Source organism: Alcanivorax sp. DSM 26293 (assembly GCF_900107995.1).
Taxonomy (GTDB): Bacteria; Pseudomonadota; Gammaproteobacteria; order Pseudomonadales; family Alcanivoracaceae; genus Alcanivorax.
Genome location: NZ_FNUM01000002.1, coordinates 600537 through 614718, shown reverse-complemented (window position 1 = coordinate 614718; position 14182 = coordinate 600537). Strand labels below are relative to the sequence as shown.

The 14182-nt window shown below is 58.1% G+C and carries 11 protein-coding genes and 1 pseudogene; 7 read left to right on the top strand and 5 right to left on the bottom strand.

Annotated features, from left to right (window positions below):
- Positions 1 to 41: 41 nt before the first annotated feature.
- From C4S63_RS06350 to C4S63_RS06330, 5 genes and pseudogenes are all read left to right on the top strand, one after another.
- Positions 42 to 554, top strand: a complete 513-nt coding sequence (locus C4S63_RS06350; protein WP_103917039.1) for a DUF1566 domain-containing protein — start codon at positions 42 to 44, stop codon at positions 552 to 554.
- A 319-nt stretch (positions 555 to 873) separates the two neighbouring features.
- Positions 874 to 1151 (top strand): annotated as a pseudogene (locus C4S63_RS06345) (type II toxin-antitoxin system RelE/ParE family toxin).
- Positions 1152 to 1161: 10 nt separating this feature from the next.
- Positions 1162 to 1449 carry a HigA family addiction module antitoxin gene (locus C4S63_RS06340; RefSeq protein ID WP_103917038.1) on the top strand — a complete coding sequence of 96 codons (288 nt, stop codon included), beginning with the start codon at positions 1162 to 1164 and terminating at the stop codon, positions 1447 to 1449.
- A gap of 15 nt (positions 1450 to 1464) precedes the next feature.
- Positions 1465 to 1884 (top strand): hypothetical protein, encoded by a 420-nt coding sequence (locus tag C4S63_RS06335; protein ID WP_103917037.1) that lies wholly within the window; start codon positions 1465 to 1467, stop codon positions 1882 to 1884.
- 87 nt (positions 1885 to 1971) lie between these two features.
- The gene (locus C4S63_RS06330) at positions 1972 to 2343 is read left to right on the top strand and encodes a hypothetical protein (protein WP_103917036.1); all 372 of its coding nucleotides are present in this window, start codon (positions 1972 to 1974) and stop codon (positions 2341 to 2343) included.
- Between the two features lie 65 nt (positions 2344 to 2408).
- Here C4S63_RS06330 and C4S63_RS06325 read toward each other — a convergent pair whose 3' ends face one another.
- A complete protein-coding gene (locus C4S63_RS06325; RefSeq protein ID WP_103917035.1) occupies positions 2409 to 3167 on the bottom strand; it encodes an SDR family NAD(P)-dependent oxidoreductase in 759 nt (252 codons plus the stop codon).
- A 357-nt stretch (positions 3168 to 3524) separates the two neighbouring features.
- Between C4S63_RS06325 and C4S63_RS06320 the strand changes: the two genes are divergently transcribed.
- Positions 3525 to 4319, top strand: a complete 795-nt coding sequence (locus C4S63_RS06320; RefSeq protein ID WP_103917034.1) for a hypothetical protein — start codon at positions 3525 to 3527, stop codon at positions 4317 to 4319.
- Between the two features lie 101 nt (positions 4320 to 4420).
- Here the strand turns inward: C4S63_RS06320 and C4S63_RS06315 are convergent, their stop codons facing one another.
- The 3 genes from C4S63_RS06315 to metG form a co-directional block, all read right to left on the bottom strand.
- On the bottom strand, positions 4421 to 5761 hold the full coding sequence (locus C4S63_RS06315) for an oxygenase MpaB family protein (RefSeq protein WP_103917033.1): 1341 nt from the start codon (positions 5759 to 5761) through the stop codon (positions 4421 to 4423).
- Between the two features lie 274 nt (positions 5762 to 6035).
- On the bottom strand, positions 6036 to 6821 hold the full coding sequence (locus C4S63_RS06310) for a class II aldolase/adducin family protein (protein WP_103917032.1): 786 nt from the start codon (positions 6819 to 6821) through the stop codon (positions 6036 to 6038).
- A 202-nt stretch (positions 6822 to 7023) separates the two neighbouring features.
- A complete protein-coding gene (gene metG / locus C4S63_RS06305) occupies positions 7024 to 9057 on the bottom strand; it encodes a methionine--tRNA ligase (RefSeq protein WP_103917031.1) in 2034 nt (677 codons plus the stop codon).
- A 259-nt stretch (positions 9058 to 9316) separates the two neighbouring features.
- On the opposite strand from metG, the gene C4S63_RS06300 reads away from it, so the two are divergent.
- Positions 9317 to 11404 carry an ATP-binding protein gene (locus C4S63_RS06300; RefSeq protein ID WP_103917030.1) on the top strand — a complete coding sequence of 696 codons (2088 nt, stop codon included), beginning with the start codon at positions 9317 to 9319 and terminating at the stop codon, positions 11402 to 11404.
- On the opposite strand, the gene C4S63_RS06295 is transcribed toward C4S63_RS06300, so the two are convergent.
- Positions 11371 to 14169 (bottom strand): hybrid sensor histidine kinase/response regulator, encoded by a 2799-nt coding sequence (locus tag C4S63_RS06295; protein ID WP_234999944.1) that lies wholly within the window; start codon positions 14167 to 14169, stop codon positions 11371 to 11373. The genes C4S63_RS06300 and C4S63_RS06295 overlap by 34 nt on opposite strands.
- Between the last annotated feature and the right edge of the window lie 13 nt (positions 14170 to 14182).

Below are 14182 nucleotides of genomic sequence, written 5' to 3'. Positions count from 1 at the left end.
TGGACACTCAAGAGTGAATTGTGGCCTGAATTCGATGGCAGATGCCTGTTGAGGATCGTAAAAGCGAAAAAAGCGAGTTATTCAGACCTTCCCTAACCTTTGCTAGAGCTGAATGTTTTGGTGAGACCTGGACTCCTCATGACCGATTTGAAATTAACGGCAGTGAGGTGGTTGATAAAGATACGGGATTGGTGTGGAAGCGTTGCCCTGAAGGCTTTGAGTGGAGTGGGGCTACGTGCAGCGGGCACCCTGAAAAAATGACATGGGATTATGCTATGGAAAAGTATAAAAGTTCGGGTAAGGGCTGGAGATTGCCTAATAAAGATGAATTGGCGACTCTCAGGGCTGGCGATTATTACAAGAAAGTAGGCTGTTGGTTGCCGGCAATTAATGCCCGGATTTTTCCGGGGGAGGGGCAAGATAGTTGGTTCTGGACGTCATCTCCATATGTGAAAAAAAGTAGTGATGCATGGTATGTCCATTCTGGTAATGGGCTTGTTTTCAGTTTTTCCAAGCTTAATGAAGGAAGTGTTCGTTTAGTACGAGAAAAATAACGACAGAACGGTGGATTGATCAGGTCTTGCCCAGCGGGAAGCCCATGAATAGGGCGATGTCCTACATTAATCCCCGTTCTTTTCTGATATTTGGTTGCCCGTAAAGGGGCTATCTTCAAGTCATGGCTTGGCAGGGAGTCTGCGTATAAGAAAGCCCGCCATGCCCGGGTTGCCCACAAAAGACCTCTTATTAGCAATGCCTTCGCCGTTGTCTCAGACCGGCGTTTCTGTGTGACAGGGGCAATGAACAATCCCTCCTGGATCGCCCAGTTCCAATATCTCAATTGGACACCTGATACGTTACAGATCACAATTAACGGTGATACGAAGCTTCAGACATAAAGGTTTGGCCCGATTCTTTCGGTCTGGTAATACCGCAGGTATTCAGGCGGCCCATGCCAAGAGGCTTCGTCTTATTCTCGGCAGGTTGCATGCCGCATCAGATGCCCGGGACATGGACTTGCCGGGCTCAGACTGCATCCACTTATGGGCAACCGTATCGGGGTATGGTCGGTGACGGTAAGTGGTAACTGGCGAGTGACGTTCCGTTTCGAAGACGGCGATGCCGAGATCGTGAATTACGAGGATTATCACTGAGGTAGTACCCATGTTGATGCACAACCCTCCCCATCCCGGTGAAATCATCAGAGAGCTCTGTCTGGAGCCTCTTGGCTTGTCTGTGACTGCTGCTGCCGATGGGCTTGGGGTGAGCCGTAAAACCCTGAGCGCCATTCTGAACGGAAAGGCGGGTATCAGCCCGGAAATGGCGATCCGGCTGTCTATTGCCTTTGATACCTCGGCGGAAAGCTGGCTTACCCAGCAATATCAGTATGAGCTCTGGCATGCGGAGCAGCGCCGAAAAGACCTTAAGGTCAAGAAGCTGGTTGCGGCGTAGAAGCTGGTGGGATTTATGCGACTTCTTTTATTCGTGATTTTGTTCTTTTCTTCACCCATGAGTCTGGCTGAGGGTGGCCCGGCTCGGGACAAGATGTTGTGGGGATATGCCGAGTTCCTGACAGCGGTGCAAGCCGGGGACTGGGAAACCGCTGAAAGATTTGTATCCGACGAGTCCCGAATCGGTTTTGGACCAGCGGAGGGAAAAGCCGGGTTCCAGGAGCAGGTTGTTGATGATGCTGAATGCCTGAAGGATCTGGTCTTCGCTCTCAAGCAGGGCTGTCGTTTGGATACGGCTAATCAGGATTTGGTATGTGTTGCTCCTCCACAGTTTGCTGACCCTGATGTCCTTTATATGGGGCCACGAGTCAAAATGATCTACGACAAGGGCAGAGAATCTGTTTTTGTCCAGTATCTGGTATGTGGTGGTGATTGATTAGCATCGTTGTTACGCTCTGCCCGTAACGAGAAATACCCCCGCATTGTGATAAAGTCCCCACACAATCCCAACCCGGACCACGATATGCTCCTCTACCTCCTCGTCGCCTCCGATCGCCTGGATGAAAAGCAGGAAAAGAAGCTCAAGCGCAACCTGCCTGACCTGCAAGCGGCGCTGCAGGCCTATGTGGATGAGAACGAAGCAGACAACGTCACTCTGATCAATGAATGCGACAGTGACGATTGTGAGGACTGGCGGTTGGGCATCAGCCTGTCGGTGAAGAAGAAAGCCCAGATCAAGACGCCGGTGACCCTGTTTAATGACCTTGCCAGGCAATATGGCATTGATTGCGAGGTGGGCTCTATCGAGAACGGTGAGCATGACCCGGTGAGTTATTTCGGCAGCCGGGAAGGTCAGGGGGATGCGTTTCTGGTCGGGGAGTATCTGGGGCTGTAGTGGGTTTGTAAGTTTTGCCAGGCCCTGAACCACGGTCCAGTGGTTCAGGGCCTGGTGCTCTCTGGTCAGCGAGCGGTCATTCCGCCATCCACGGCCAGGGCTTGCCCGGTCACGAAGCTTGCCAGTGGCGAGGCCAGCCAGATCACGGCATTGGCCACTTCCTCGGGGGTGCCCATGCGGTTCATGGGGTGCAGGCCGGCAAACTGGCTTTCGGTTTCCGGTTCCTTGCCGGTAATCCGGTCAATCATTTCTGTTTTTATGGCGCCGGGGCAGACCGCATTGACGCGGATGTTCTGCTCTGCGTATTCCAGGGCAGCGGTTCGAGTGAGCTGCACCACACCGCCTTTAGACGCGCAGTAAGCGGGTAACCCCGCAAACCCCACCAGGCCGGCAACGGAGGCCATGTTCACAATGGCCCCATGGCCTTGTTTTGCCATCAAGCCCAGTTGGGTTTTCATGCACAGAAAGACCCCGCGCAGGTTGGTGGCAAGGGTGGTGTCGAAGTTGTCCAGTTGGCACTCCGCGGTGGGAGCCATTGCCCCCTCGATACCGGCGTTGTTGCAAGCCGCGTCCAGTCGGCCAAAGTGGGCAAAACCGCGCCGGTGTAACTCGTTCACGTCCTGCGGGTCGCTCACGTCGGCACTGACAAACAATATGTCCCGTCCGGTGGCTTCGCGCAGCGCCTCGGCGGCTTCTTCGCCACGGCGGGCATCCTTGTCGGTGAGTATCAGGTTGCAACCCGAGCGGGCAAAGCCTTCAGCGATGGCGTAGCCGATGCCGGTTGCCGACCCGGTTACCAGTGCAACCGCAGATTCACAGAACATGGAACTCTCCTGCATTCACGGGGGCTTCCCTTCACTGTATGCCCGCGTGGTCGCTGGCATTTGATCTGAAGCAAGGTTTCTTCTGATACGGCGTTGAGGACGGGCGGAGCGCTCAACGGGGACTGGCGACGACGTGAGTGATTTGGCCAGGGCGTGATTACTGGCAAAACCGCTGCGAAAGAGGATTAAGAGCCTGTCATATTCAGGTTATTTTCCGGGAGCCCTTTACGGCGGCCGGGGTGCAGCGGCGGCATGCATTTATGGTTACAGATTTCTCACCAAAGATAACGAAGCGGTTTGCCTAGCTGGCTATGCTTGTTGATGAGGGATTTTTCGAATGTATCAAAGGGGTAGGGAATGAAAACGTATCGTATTGGGTTGTCATCGGCCATAGACGGCTCGGTCATGGCTGTGAAAGTGTTGTTATTGGGCTTGAGTGCAGTGTTGACCGCTTGTGCGATGGCTCCGTCGATTGATGCGGAATCGGCGTCCAGAGCTTATGGACATATCCAGGTGAGAGGCGATGAAGGATCGAAGTCCTTGACGTCCGTAGAAGTGGTTTTTGATTCTCTGCCTGAAGGCATTAGTACCAGTGCCTGTGTGATCAATGATAATGGGTTGATCGCCATGGGCGATGCGGACTATGCCGTTTATAACCGCTCTTATGGTCGAATGCATCGCATCGGTGCCAATGCGATCCATTTCAGTACGGTCTGTTCCATTATGTCAGCGGCCTCTGATCTGGTGCATGGTCGGTCGGTTGCGCCTTTTGTGGGTATGAAAGAACAATACTGGCAGCTTAATGGCAGCTATAGCCTGAGCAGAACATACTGTGAAAACTGGTCTGGCTTCGTGGGGATGCAACCGGAAGAGATGCGCCCCCCATGCCGGGAAAAAACAGAACGTGCTGGCACTTTCACCAATAGTTGGGATGGCGAGTGGCTGAAGTATGGGTTGGGGGGTAAGTCGGTCACGGTCAGGTTTGACCAGGGGAAACAGAACGTGCCTGCTGTGGTGGATTTTCGCAATGCCGATGGAGAGTCTGTGCGTTTTGAGCGTATGAATGCCCCTGTGGCGGGCAAGGGGCTTTCCGGGGACACGCTAACGGCACGCTCATTGAGTCGGGCTATGAGTCGTGGGGAAAGCCTGTAACGGCGCAGTCACCATGATGGTGACAAAACCTTTAGACGTATAACCGATTACAGCGATAAAAAGGCCCTCATTCGATAATAAGGGCCTTTTTATGGCTGCATTCAGGCCGTTTCCCTGGTGGTTGGTTTGTACTGGTTTGCATCCGTGGTGAATTCCGCATGGCCGTAGTCTACCAGCAGCTCGTTGATGCGCCGGACCAGTATCTTGTCCGCGATCCTGTTGGCCACGGGGATGTCTTGCAGGGTCCGGTAGGCGATCAGGCGGGGCATGATGAACAGCGTGCCGATGCTGGACAGGGCGTAGTCGAGCAGGTGCGGTTCCACGCCCATTTCTTTCGCTTTTGATTTGTCATTCTTGCCAAGAAAGGCCTGGGTGAAGAACACCTTGGAGACGCTGCGCTCCACCAGGTTGTGGACCTTGCTGGTGAACTTGTTGTCCTTCGGACGATAGACGGACATGGTGGCGCGGGTGAGTTCGCCACAGGTTTCGTCGTCGTAGCCCTCGCGCAGGGTACCGGAGTAGGTGAGCATGGTGTCGATAATGTCCGGCGCCTCGGCGGGCAGCAGCTCTTCGGGCAGGCCCAGCAGGAAACACTGGTAGCGGGACAGTTCGACGATGGCCCGCTCGTTGCGGGTGAAGTGCTTGCGGCCCTTGCGCATGGCCTTGAAGGCGGCCAGGTAGGCGGGCATGGTGCCGGCGGGCATCTGGTCTACCTGGGGAATGGGGATGCCATAAATGGCCGGGTCCCATTTCTTTACCCGCTTGAGAATGTTGAAGCGGACCATTGAGTGCATCAGGCGGACCATGGCGGCGGCCTTGAAGCCGGGCCCGAAGCGTTCCAGGGCACCGGGCAGGGTGGCGGTGGTGAAGAAGCTGGCGGTTTCGTTGATGCGCCGGTTCACCGAATCGCTGGCCAGGGTGCCGGTGATGGCCATGGGCAGGCCGGAGTACTTGTTCATGAAGGTGGCCACAAAGGCGCCACGGATCACGTAGGGGGCCAGGTTGGCCATCTGGTTGCGGCTCAGGCGGGCGCCTTCACGGACCAGTTCCATGTCCACCCAGTCCGGGGTGGTTTCCATGGCGGTAATAAAGTCCACCAGTTCCTGGGGGGCATCCGGTATCGCGTCGAGTCCTTCGTCGCAGGCTTTCTTCAACATGCTGATCAGGTCACGAAAGCTGTATTCCGACATCAGGGCTGCGTAGGCATCGGCCACGGTGTCACCCAGCAGGGTGTAGGCGCGGGCCCGGTCCACTTTGTTATGGTCGGCGAGGATTTTCTTGCGGTACTTCCTGGCGAAGTGGGGCGGCAATGTACTGCGGACATCCATGGAATCCGTGAATCGCTCCGGGGTGATATCAAAGTCGATATCGCCGTAGAGAGAGGGGATCCGGGTTTTCTGGGCGCGGACCTTTTCCCAGAGAGCGTCCAGTGACTGTGTCATCGGTAACCTCGGTAGACAGTGTCTTTGAATACCCTACACATTGCGTATACCTGCATGGCAAGACAATTAACGGAAGTCGCCTTTCTGTATAGGTTGGCCGGTTTTGGCCCGCTTTGACAGGGGAAATCAGGGAAAGGAAACAGAGTTGTGTGGGGTGTTTGGGCTTGGGCTCCCCCTGTAGAAGCTATGCTTGCATGGCAAAAGGTGCGGAGTGGTTCGCCATGCAAGCATAGCTCCTACAGAGGCAGGCTTGGTGCTGCAGGAGCATGAGAATTTATTTCTCGTAGCCCGGGTTCTGGCGATCCAGTTTGCGCAGCAGGCCGGGCCAGGCCAGGTTGCCGCCCATGCCCTTGGTGACCTGGGAGGCTTGCTGCTTGATGGTGTTGACGATGCCATCCGGGATCGGGATCAGCGGGCGATTGCCGGACAGGGCCTGAAGCTGGATTTCGCAGGCGCGCTGGAGGATGAACATGCCCAGGAAGGCATCGGCAATGCTGCTGCCCACGGTGAGCAGGCCGTGGTTGCGCAGGATCATGAAGCTGGCATCACCCAGATCGGCCTGCAGGCGGGCCTTTTCGTCCTCGCGCAGGGCCACGCCTTCGTAGTCGTGGTAGGCCAGGCTGGCCAGCGGGAACAGGCTCTGTTGCGACAGAGCGAGCAGGCCTTCCTGCTGGGCGGACACGGCCACACCGGCGGTGGTGTGGGTGTGCATCACGCAGTTGGCATCGTCGCGCACGGCGTGGATGGCGCTGTGGATGGTGAAGCCCGCCGGGTTGATATCGAAGTCACTGTCATCGAGTTTGTTGCCGGCCTGGTCCACGCGCACCAGGCTGGAAGCGGTGATCTCGTCGAACATCATGCCGTAGGGATTGATCAGGAAGTGATGCTCGTCGCCGGGGATGCGGGCAGACAGGTGGGTAAAGATCAGGTCGTCCCAGCCGTGCAGGGCGATCAGCCGGTAGGCGGCGGCCAGATCCACACGCAGTTGCCATTCTTCTGCGCTGACGGAGTTTTTCTTGGACTGGATGGCATCCGGGGTCAATGTTGCCTGACGGTTCATGGTAGCGCTCTCCCTTGTTTTTCGTTTTTACAGTGTAGAGGGAAAGACCTTATCCGGGGCAAGGGGAAAGCGATTGTACGTCGTGGCTGGCCGGAAAGATGGCGGTAACGGCACAGGGGAGGGATGTGGAGGTGAGTTCGGGAAGGAAAGCATTTGCGGTGGCACCCCCGCTCCCACGAGGGGAGCGGGGATCGGTGCCGGGTTAGCGCACTTCCATACCGGGCAGGGCGCCGCTGTCCGGGCTGAGGATGTGGATGTCGTCACCGCCGGGGCCGGCGGCCAGCACCATGCCTTCGGAGACGCCGAATTTCATCTTGCGCGGGGCCAGGTTGGCCACCAGCACCACCAGTTTGCCTTCCAGGTCTTCCGGGCTGTATTTGGCCTTGATGCCGGCAAACACATTGCGCTCGCCCAGTTCGCCCACGTCCAGGGTGAGCTGCAGCAACTTGTCGGCGCCTTCTACATGGGCGGCTTTGGCCACGCGGGCCACGCGCAGTTTCACCTTGAGGAAGTCATCGATGCTGATGGTGTCGTCTGCCACGTCGTCCGCCTGTTTCGGTTCGCTTTTGTTGCCGGCGGGTTTGGCCGCGGGCACGTCTTCTTTCGAGGCATTGAGCATGGCCTCGATCTGCGCCATGTCGATGCGGTTCAATAGCGGCTTGAACTTGGCGATCTCGTGGCCCAGCAGCAGGGTGTCGCTGTCTTTCCAGGTCAGCGGTGCCACCTGCAGGAAGGCTTCCGCCCGTTCGGCCAGGGCCGGCAGTACCGGCTTCAGGTAGATCACCAGCAGACGGAACACGTTGATGGCGGTGGTGCAGATGGCCAGCACTTCCTGTTCCTTGCCGTCTTCTTTGGCCAGGGTCCAGGGCGCCTTGTCGGCGATGTAGCCGTTGGCGTGATCCGCCAGGGCCATGATTTCGCGCATGGCTTTGCCGAATTCGCGCTTTTCGTAGAACTCGGCCAGGCGCGGGGCGGCTTCCTGTACTTCGCGGACCAGTAGCGGGTTGTCCAGCTCGTCACTGAGGGTGCCGCCGAATTTCTTCACGAAGTTGCCGGTGCGGCTGGCGATGTTCACCAGTTTGCCCACCAGGTCGGAGTTTACCCTCTGGGCGAAGTCTTCCAGGTTCAGGTCGAAGTCATCCACCCGGCTGGAGAGCTTGGCGGCGAAGTAGTAACGCAGGTATTCCGGCCCCAGGTGATCCAGGTAGGTGCGCGCCTTGATAAAGGTGCCACGGGACTTGGACATCTTGGCGCCGTTCACGGTGACGAAGCCGTGACTGTAGATGGCGGTGGGCTTGCGCAGGCCGGCACCATCCAGCATGGCGGGCCAGAACAGGCCGTGGAAGTTGATGATGTCCTTGCCGATGAAGTGGTACAGCTCGGCGGTGGATTCCTTGCCCCAGTAGTCGTCGAAGTTCAGGCCTTCGCGGTCGCAGTAGTTCTGGAAGCTGGCCATGTAGCCGATGGGGGCGTCCAGCCAGACGTAGAAGTACTTGCCCGGGTAGCCGGGGATTTCAAAACCGAAGTAGGGGGCTTCGCGGGAAATATCCCAGGGCTGCAGGTCTTCGATCCATTCCTGAAGTTTGTTGGCCACCTGCTCCTGCAGCGCGCCGGAGCGGGTCCACTCGCGCAGCAGGGGCTCGAATTTGGGCAGGTCGAAGAACAGCTGGGTGGTTTCCTTTTCCACCGGGGTGGCGCCACTGACGGAGGAGTAGGGCTTGATCAGCTCCGCCGGGGTATAGGTGGCGCCGCACACTTCACAGTTGTCGCCGTACTGGTCTTCGGCCTTGCACTTGGGGCAGGTGCCCTTGACGAAACGGTCCGCCAGGAACATGCCTTTCTGCGGGTCGTAGAGCTGGGTAATGGTCTTCTCGACGATATAGCCGGCGTCCTTGTTGCGCTGGAACACCATTTCCGACAGCGCGCGGTTTTCCGGGCTGTGGGTGCTGTAGTAGTTGTCGAACTGGATCTGGAAGTCGGCGAAGTCCTTCTCGTGGTCCGCTTTCACTTGCGCAATTTGTTGCTCCGGGGTGATGCCGTTTTCTTCGGCCTTGAGCATGATGGCGGTGCCGTGGGCATCATCCGCGCACACATAGGTGCACTGCTCGCCGCGCAGTTTCTGGAAGCGTACCCAGATATCGGTCTGGATGTATTCCAGCAGGTGGCCCAGGTGAATGGGGCCATTGGCGTAGGGAAGGGCACTGGTCACCAGGATTTTGCGGGGCGTGTCACTCATGGGGTCGACGTCGTCATTCCGGAAAAAGGGTGGCCTATGATACGGGTGCGGCGGGGCTTTTTCATCCTGTGGGTGAACGGCTGTGCGGCATCTCCCACCACGGATGATTGCCGGGGCCCGCTTTGGGGGATCTTGTGCTAGGGTTTCGGCTTAAAACAATTCTTTCAAGACAATGTTACCGGGCGCTGAGCTTATGCAGGCCATGGGGCGGCCCCTTTTGCCGTCAGGCCACCCGGTCAGGGGAAGGGTGAAAGTAACGATGTCACTGAGAGTGCGCATTCGGTGGTTGCTGGTGGTTTCCGCAGCCTGTTGTGTGGTGCTGGCTACCGTGGCGCTGTATTGGGTGAACCTGTCGCTGGTGGACACGCTTACCGAGCGCAACGCCGAGCGGGAGCTGGAAAAGGTGGAGGCCGCCTTTCTGGACCAGCTGTCCATCCTTCGGGTGCGGGCACAGGACTGGAGTCAGCAGCCGGATCAACCACCCACCAATCAGGGCGGGGTGGGGTATCTGGATCTGATGATGGAGCTGCGTGGCCGCTCGGTAGTGTGGAATAACGGCGCCGATAAGGTTTCTTCCCCGGTGTTTGAGACCCTGGCGACTCGCTTTGACGAGCAGGGTTGCATGCCGATCTGGGGCGTCGTGCAGGTGGAAGGGCGTCCCCTGTTGTTCAGCACCGCGGTGGAGATGGGCTGCCAGGCCTACCTGCTTGGGGTGTGGCTGGACAGCGACTGGATGAGCTATTTGTCGGACCGGGTGGGCCATGCCTTGTATGTCCGCCAGGTGCCGGACTCGCTGAACCCGCAACGGGGCCTCACTGTGGCCGGGAGCGATCAGCTGCTGGGGCGGTTCCCGGTGCCGGATTTTCTCGGCGGCAACCCTCTGGAAGTGGTGGTGGAGCTGCCCAACGATGGGTACAAATCCCTGAACCTTTCGGTGCTGGTGATCGGTTTGATCATGGCGTTGCTGGCCGGGCTGACCGTGGTGGTGATCAATTACCGGATTCAGCCGATGCTGTTCGGGCGCTTGAATCTGGTGCATAACGCGGTGCGGTCCATTGCCCGGGGTGGGGCGCTGGATCAGCGGGTGCCGGTGCTGGGCAATGACGAAATTGGCGCCCTGGCGGAAGATTTCAATGCCATGGTGGACAGCATCAACCACGCCCAGAATCAGCTCGCGGATGCCCGTCGCCAGGCGGAGGAGGCGAGCCAGACCAAAAGCCAGTTCCTGGCCAATATCAGCCACGAAATCCGCACTCCGATGACGGCGATTCTTGGCTATACGGAGTTGCTCCGTGATGGCTCCCTGAGCCACGCAGACCAGAGCCGTTACCTCACCATCATTCAGCACAACGGGGATGCGCTGCTGGCGCTGATCAATGATGTGCTGGATCTGTCGCGCATCGAAGCGGGCCAGCTGCAGCACGAACAACGGCTGTTTTCCGTGACGGAGCTGCTGGATGAAGTGGTCGACAGCCTGACGTTACGGGCCTCGGAGAAGCAGATTGATCTGACCCTGTCCTACGTGACCGAGCTGCCGGCTACCGTCAGTGGTGATGCCTTCCGCTTGCGCCAGATTCTGGTGAACCTGGTGGGCAATGCGGTGAAGTTTACCGAGGAAGGCAGTGTGCGGGTGCGTGCCGGTTGGTCCGAGTCGGCGCAGCAACTGGAGGTCTCCGTGGAAGACACGGGTATCGGTATCAGTGAGAGTGAGGTGCAGAAAATCTTCCAGCCGTTTTCCCAGGCCGATGCGTCTCATTCCCGCCGTTACACGGGCACCGGGCTGGGCCTGAGCATTGCCCGTCAACTGGCCCGTTCCGAAGGGGGGGATATCACTGTTTCCAGCGAACTGAACAAGGGCAGTCGCTTTGCCCTTAATATGCCGTTGTCCCTGGCCTGCGAATTAGACGCCAGTGAATCCGCCGAACCGTTGCCCCAGCTGGCAGGCAGCTCCATGGCCCTGAACGGCCGGGCCCTGCTGGTAGAAGACAATACCGTGAACCGGATCTTTGTGCGCAAGGTGCTGGAAAAGGCCGGTATGCAGGTGGTGGAAGCGGAAGATGGCCGGGAGGCTTGCCGGCATTATGGCCAGGACAGTTTCGACCTGGTGGTACTGGATATGCAGATGCCGGTGATGGATGGCTACGAAACCGCCCGGGCCCTGCGCGACCGTGGCTTTAGCGGCCCGATACTGGCGCTGACGGCCAATGTGCTGGCGGTGGACCGCCAGCGCTGTCTGGATGCCGGTTGCGATGCCTTCCTGGGCAAGCCGATCCGGGTCAAGCAACTGCTTACCGTGTGTGCCGGCCTGCTGGCTCAGCCGGAAATTCCGGAGGGGCTGGATACCTGACCGCGACCCAGGGCCTCGCGAACCTGCTGCTGGGAAACCGGCTTGCTCAGATAGTCATCCACTCCGGCGTCGCGGGCTTTTTGGACATAGTCGCCGGTGGCGTGAGCTGACAGGGCGATGATCCAGGCATGGTGGTGGGTGGTCGATGCCTGTTCCAGGCTGCGGATTTCACGGGTGGCCTGGTAGCCATCCATCACCGGCATTTCGCAGTCCATGAAAATGATATCCCAGTAGCCGGGCTGTTCGCGGACCAGATCCAGGGCCTGCTCACCGTCGCTGACCAGGGTGGCATGGATACCGAGGGATTTGAGAATGCTGTCGATCACCAGCTGATTCACCGGGTTGTCCTCGGCCACGATCACATTCAGGGCGCTGCCCTTTTCCAGCACGACGGTGGGTTCTTCTGCCGCCTGTTGGGCAAGGTGCTCGTCGTGGCCGGTGAGCAGGCTGCGTTTGAGGGCCTGGCAGGAGAACGGGGTTTCGATCAGCAACAGGTCTTCGGGCAAATTGTCACTGAGCGGTTTGCCGGTGGGGTGCAGTAACACCAGTACCGGGTTACTGAAATGCTGGCGCAACCGCTGCACATATTGCGGGTTTTCCATCACCGCATGCTCAGCGATGACAAAATCCACCGGCCGGGAGGGGTTGGCCGGGTCCAGGGCACTTTCCACATCGCGGTATTCCAGGGTCTTTGCGCCCCAGCGTGTAAGGATCTGGGAAAGGCTGAGCAACTGGGCCGGAGTGTTGGAAATCAGCAGGGCGCTGCGATTCTTCAGGACCGGTTTGCTCTGGGGTTTTTCCACTTCCACCGGCAGTGACAACCAGAAGGTGGCGCCCCGGCCCAGCGAACTGGAGACCCCGATATCCCCATTGAGTAGTTCGATCAGGCGTTTGCAGATCACCAGCCCCAGTCCGGCACCGGTGTGTTTGCCCTTGCCGGAGAGTTCGTGGAATGCCTGGAACAAACTGTTTTGTTGCCCTTCGTCCAACCCCACACCGGTATCCACCACTTCAAACATCAGTACGCACAGGTTCTTTTCGTTAACCGGTTGTTTCACGGTGACATGCAGCGAGACATTGCCCCGCTCGGTGAACTTGAAGGCATTGCTGAGCAGGTTGGTGATGATCTGTTTGAGACGGATCGGATCGGTCTTGATGCGTTCCGGCACGCGGCTGTCGATATGGATATACAGCGGCAGTTTCTTCTCGCTGGAGCGCAGGGCAAACAAGCGCACGCAATCGTCCACAATGCTTTCCAGAGGCACGCTCTGGTAATCCAGCTCCAGCTTGCCGGATTCGATCTTGGAATAATCGAGAATGTCGTTGATGACCGTGAGCAGGGACTGGGTGGATTGGTAAATGGTGCCCACATACTGGGCCTGCTGCTGGGTCATGGAGGTCCGCCGCAGCAGGTCGGTCATGCCCATGATGCCATTCATGGGGGTGCGGATTTCATGGCTCATGGTGGCCAGAAATTCGCTCTTGGCATGGTTGCGGGCGCCGGCCTTGAAGGCTTCCATTTCCGCGATGGCCTTTTCGCGAATGGAGTCCGAATGGGCTTCCTTGAGGCGGCTGATGCGTCGGGCCAATGCCAGGGATAGCAGGATCACTTCCAGGAAAACGCCGGTCTGAACCAGATTTTCCGTGAGGGCGGTGCGCGGCAGTACGCCGTACTTGTTCAGCGCCATGGCCGCCACGCCGGTGATGAAGCAGGCCCAGGCAATAGTGAAGATGCGGGCATCCGGATCACCCGCGCGGGCGCGCAGCAGACCCACCACCAGAATGCTGAAATCCATCACCAGAATGGCGCTGACGGAAATCGGAATCAGAAAGCCGCGGCTGGTAAACGGAGCGGCAAGGAACAGCAAGGTGCCAATCCCCACCAGGCCTTTCAGCCATGCCGCCAGTCGCGGTGCTTTTTCCTGCAAGGACAGGAAATGCAGGGTAAACAACGGCGGCAGTAATACGATCAACGGCAGCAGATAGTGAATGATGTACTGGCTGACAAGCGGGGAGTGTGGCCACAGGTAGCGGTGGGCATAGCCGTGCAGTACCGCCAGGAACAGGGTCACCACTGCGGACCAGCACACGTACAGCAAATACACCTTCTCGCGAATGGAGAAGAACAATGACAGGTTGTAGAGAATCATCACCAGCATGCCGCCGAAAAAGATGCCCTGGATAATGGTCTGGTTCTGTGCGGAGCGGGCGAACTGTTCGTGGGTAAGCAAGCGTATCGGTAACTGGATGCTGTGCGGTGACGTTACCTTGAGATAGAAGGTGCTGTCCTTGCCACTGGGCAGTGAAAGGGGAAATGCCGGAGTGGGGTAGTTCCCCGGTCGCACGGCAAAATCCCGGTCCATGCCGGCCTGGTAATGGCTGATCAGATTGCCGCCGGCATCCAGCTGGTAGAGATCCAGTTCGCCGAGCATGGCGTAATCAACCAGCAGTTCCCAGTCGCTGTGTCGCGGGTTCTGGTTGCGCACGGCGAAGCGGAACCAGCAATGCTGATTGGTAAATCCCAGGTTGGGCATGTCTCCGCGGCTGGACTGCCAGGGAAGCGTCGGTTGTTTCTGCAGTGCGTTGATGGTCGGCGACTGCGCCGCGGGTGTGCAGAAATAATCCAGCCCTTGATAGGGCTGTAGTTCTTCCTGATTTTCGCCAATAATCTGCAGCTCGGGGCCGTTGGCCAGGACAGCCGGGGTCAGCCCGATCGAAAAGAAGGCAACAAGCAGAACAAAGGCAGTTTTCGCATCCTTGAACAACGTTTTTATTCCT

Excerpts from the sequence above, each read along its gene's own strand:
- C4S63_RS06350 (WP_103917039.1), top strand. The coding sequence starts at position 42 with ATGCCTGTTGAGGATCGTAAAAGCGAAAAAAGCGAGTTATTCAGACCT.
- C4S63_RS06340 (WP_103917038.1), top strand. The coding sequence starts at position 1,162 with ATGTTGATGCACAACCCTCCCCATCCCGGTGAAATCATCAGAGAGCTC.
- C4S63_RS06335 (WP_103917037.1), top strand. The coding sequence starts at position 1,465 with ATGCGACTTCTTTTATTCGTGATTTTGTTCTTTTCTTCACCCATGAGT.
- C4S63_RS06330 (WP_103917036.1), top strand. The coding sequence starts at position 1,972 with ATGCTCCTCTACCTCCTCGTCGCCTCCGATCGCCTGGATGAAAAGCAG.
- C4S63_RS06325 (WP_103917035.1), bottom strand. The coding sequence starts at position 3,167 with ATGTTCTGTGAATCTGCGGTTGCACTGGTAACCGGGTCGGCAACCGGC.
- C4S63_RS06320 (WP_103917034.1), top strand. The coding sequence starts at position 3,525 with ATGAAAACGTATCGTATTGGGTTGTCATCGGCCATAGACGGCTCGGTC.
- C4S63_RS06315 (WP_103917033.1), bottom strand. The coding sequence starts at position 5,761 with ATGACACAGTCACTGGACGCTCTCTGGGAAAAGGTCCGCGCCCAGAAA.
- C4S63_RS06310 (WP_103917032.1), bottom strand. The coding sequence starts at position 6,821 with ATGAACCGTCAGGCAACATTGACCCCGGATGCCATCCAGTCCAAGAAA.
- metG (WP_103917031.1), bottom strand. The coding sequence starts at position 9,057 with ATGAGTGACACGCCCCGCAAAATCCTGGTGACCAGTGCCCTTCCCTAC.
- C4S63_RS06300 (WP_103917030.1), top strand. The coding sequence starts at position 9,317 with ATGTCACTGAGAGTGCGCATTCGGTGGTTGCTGGTGGTTTCCGCAGCC.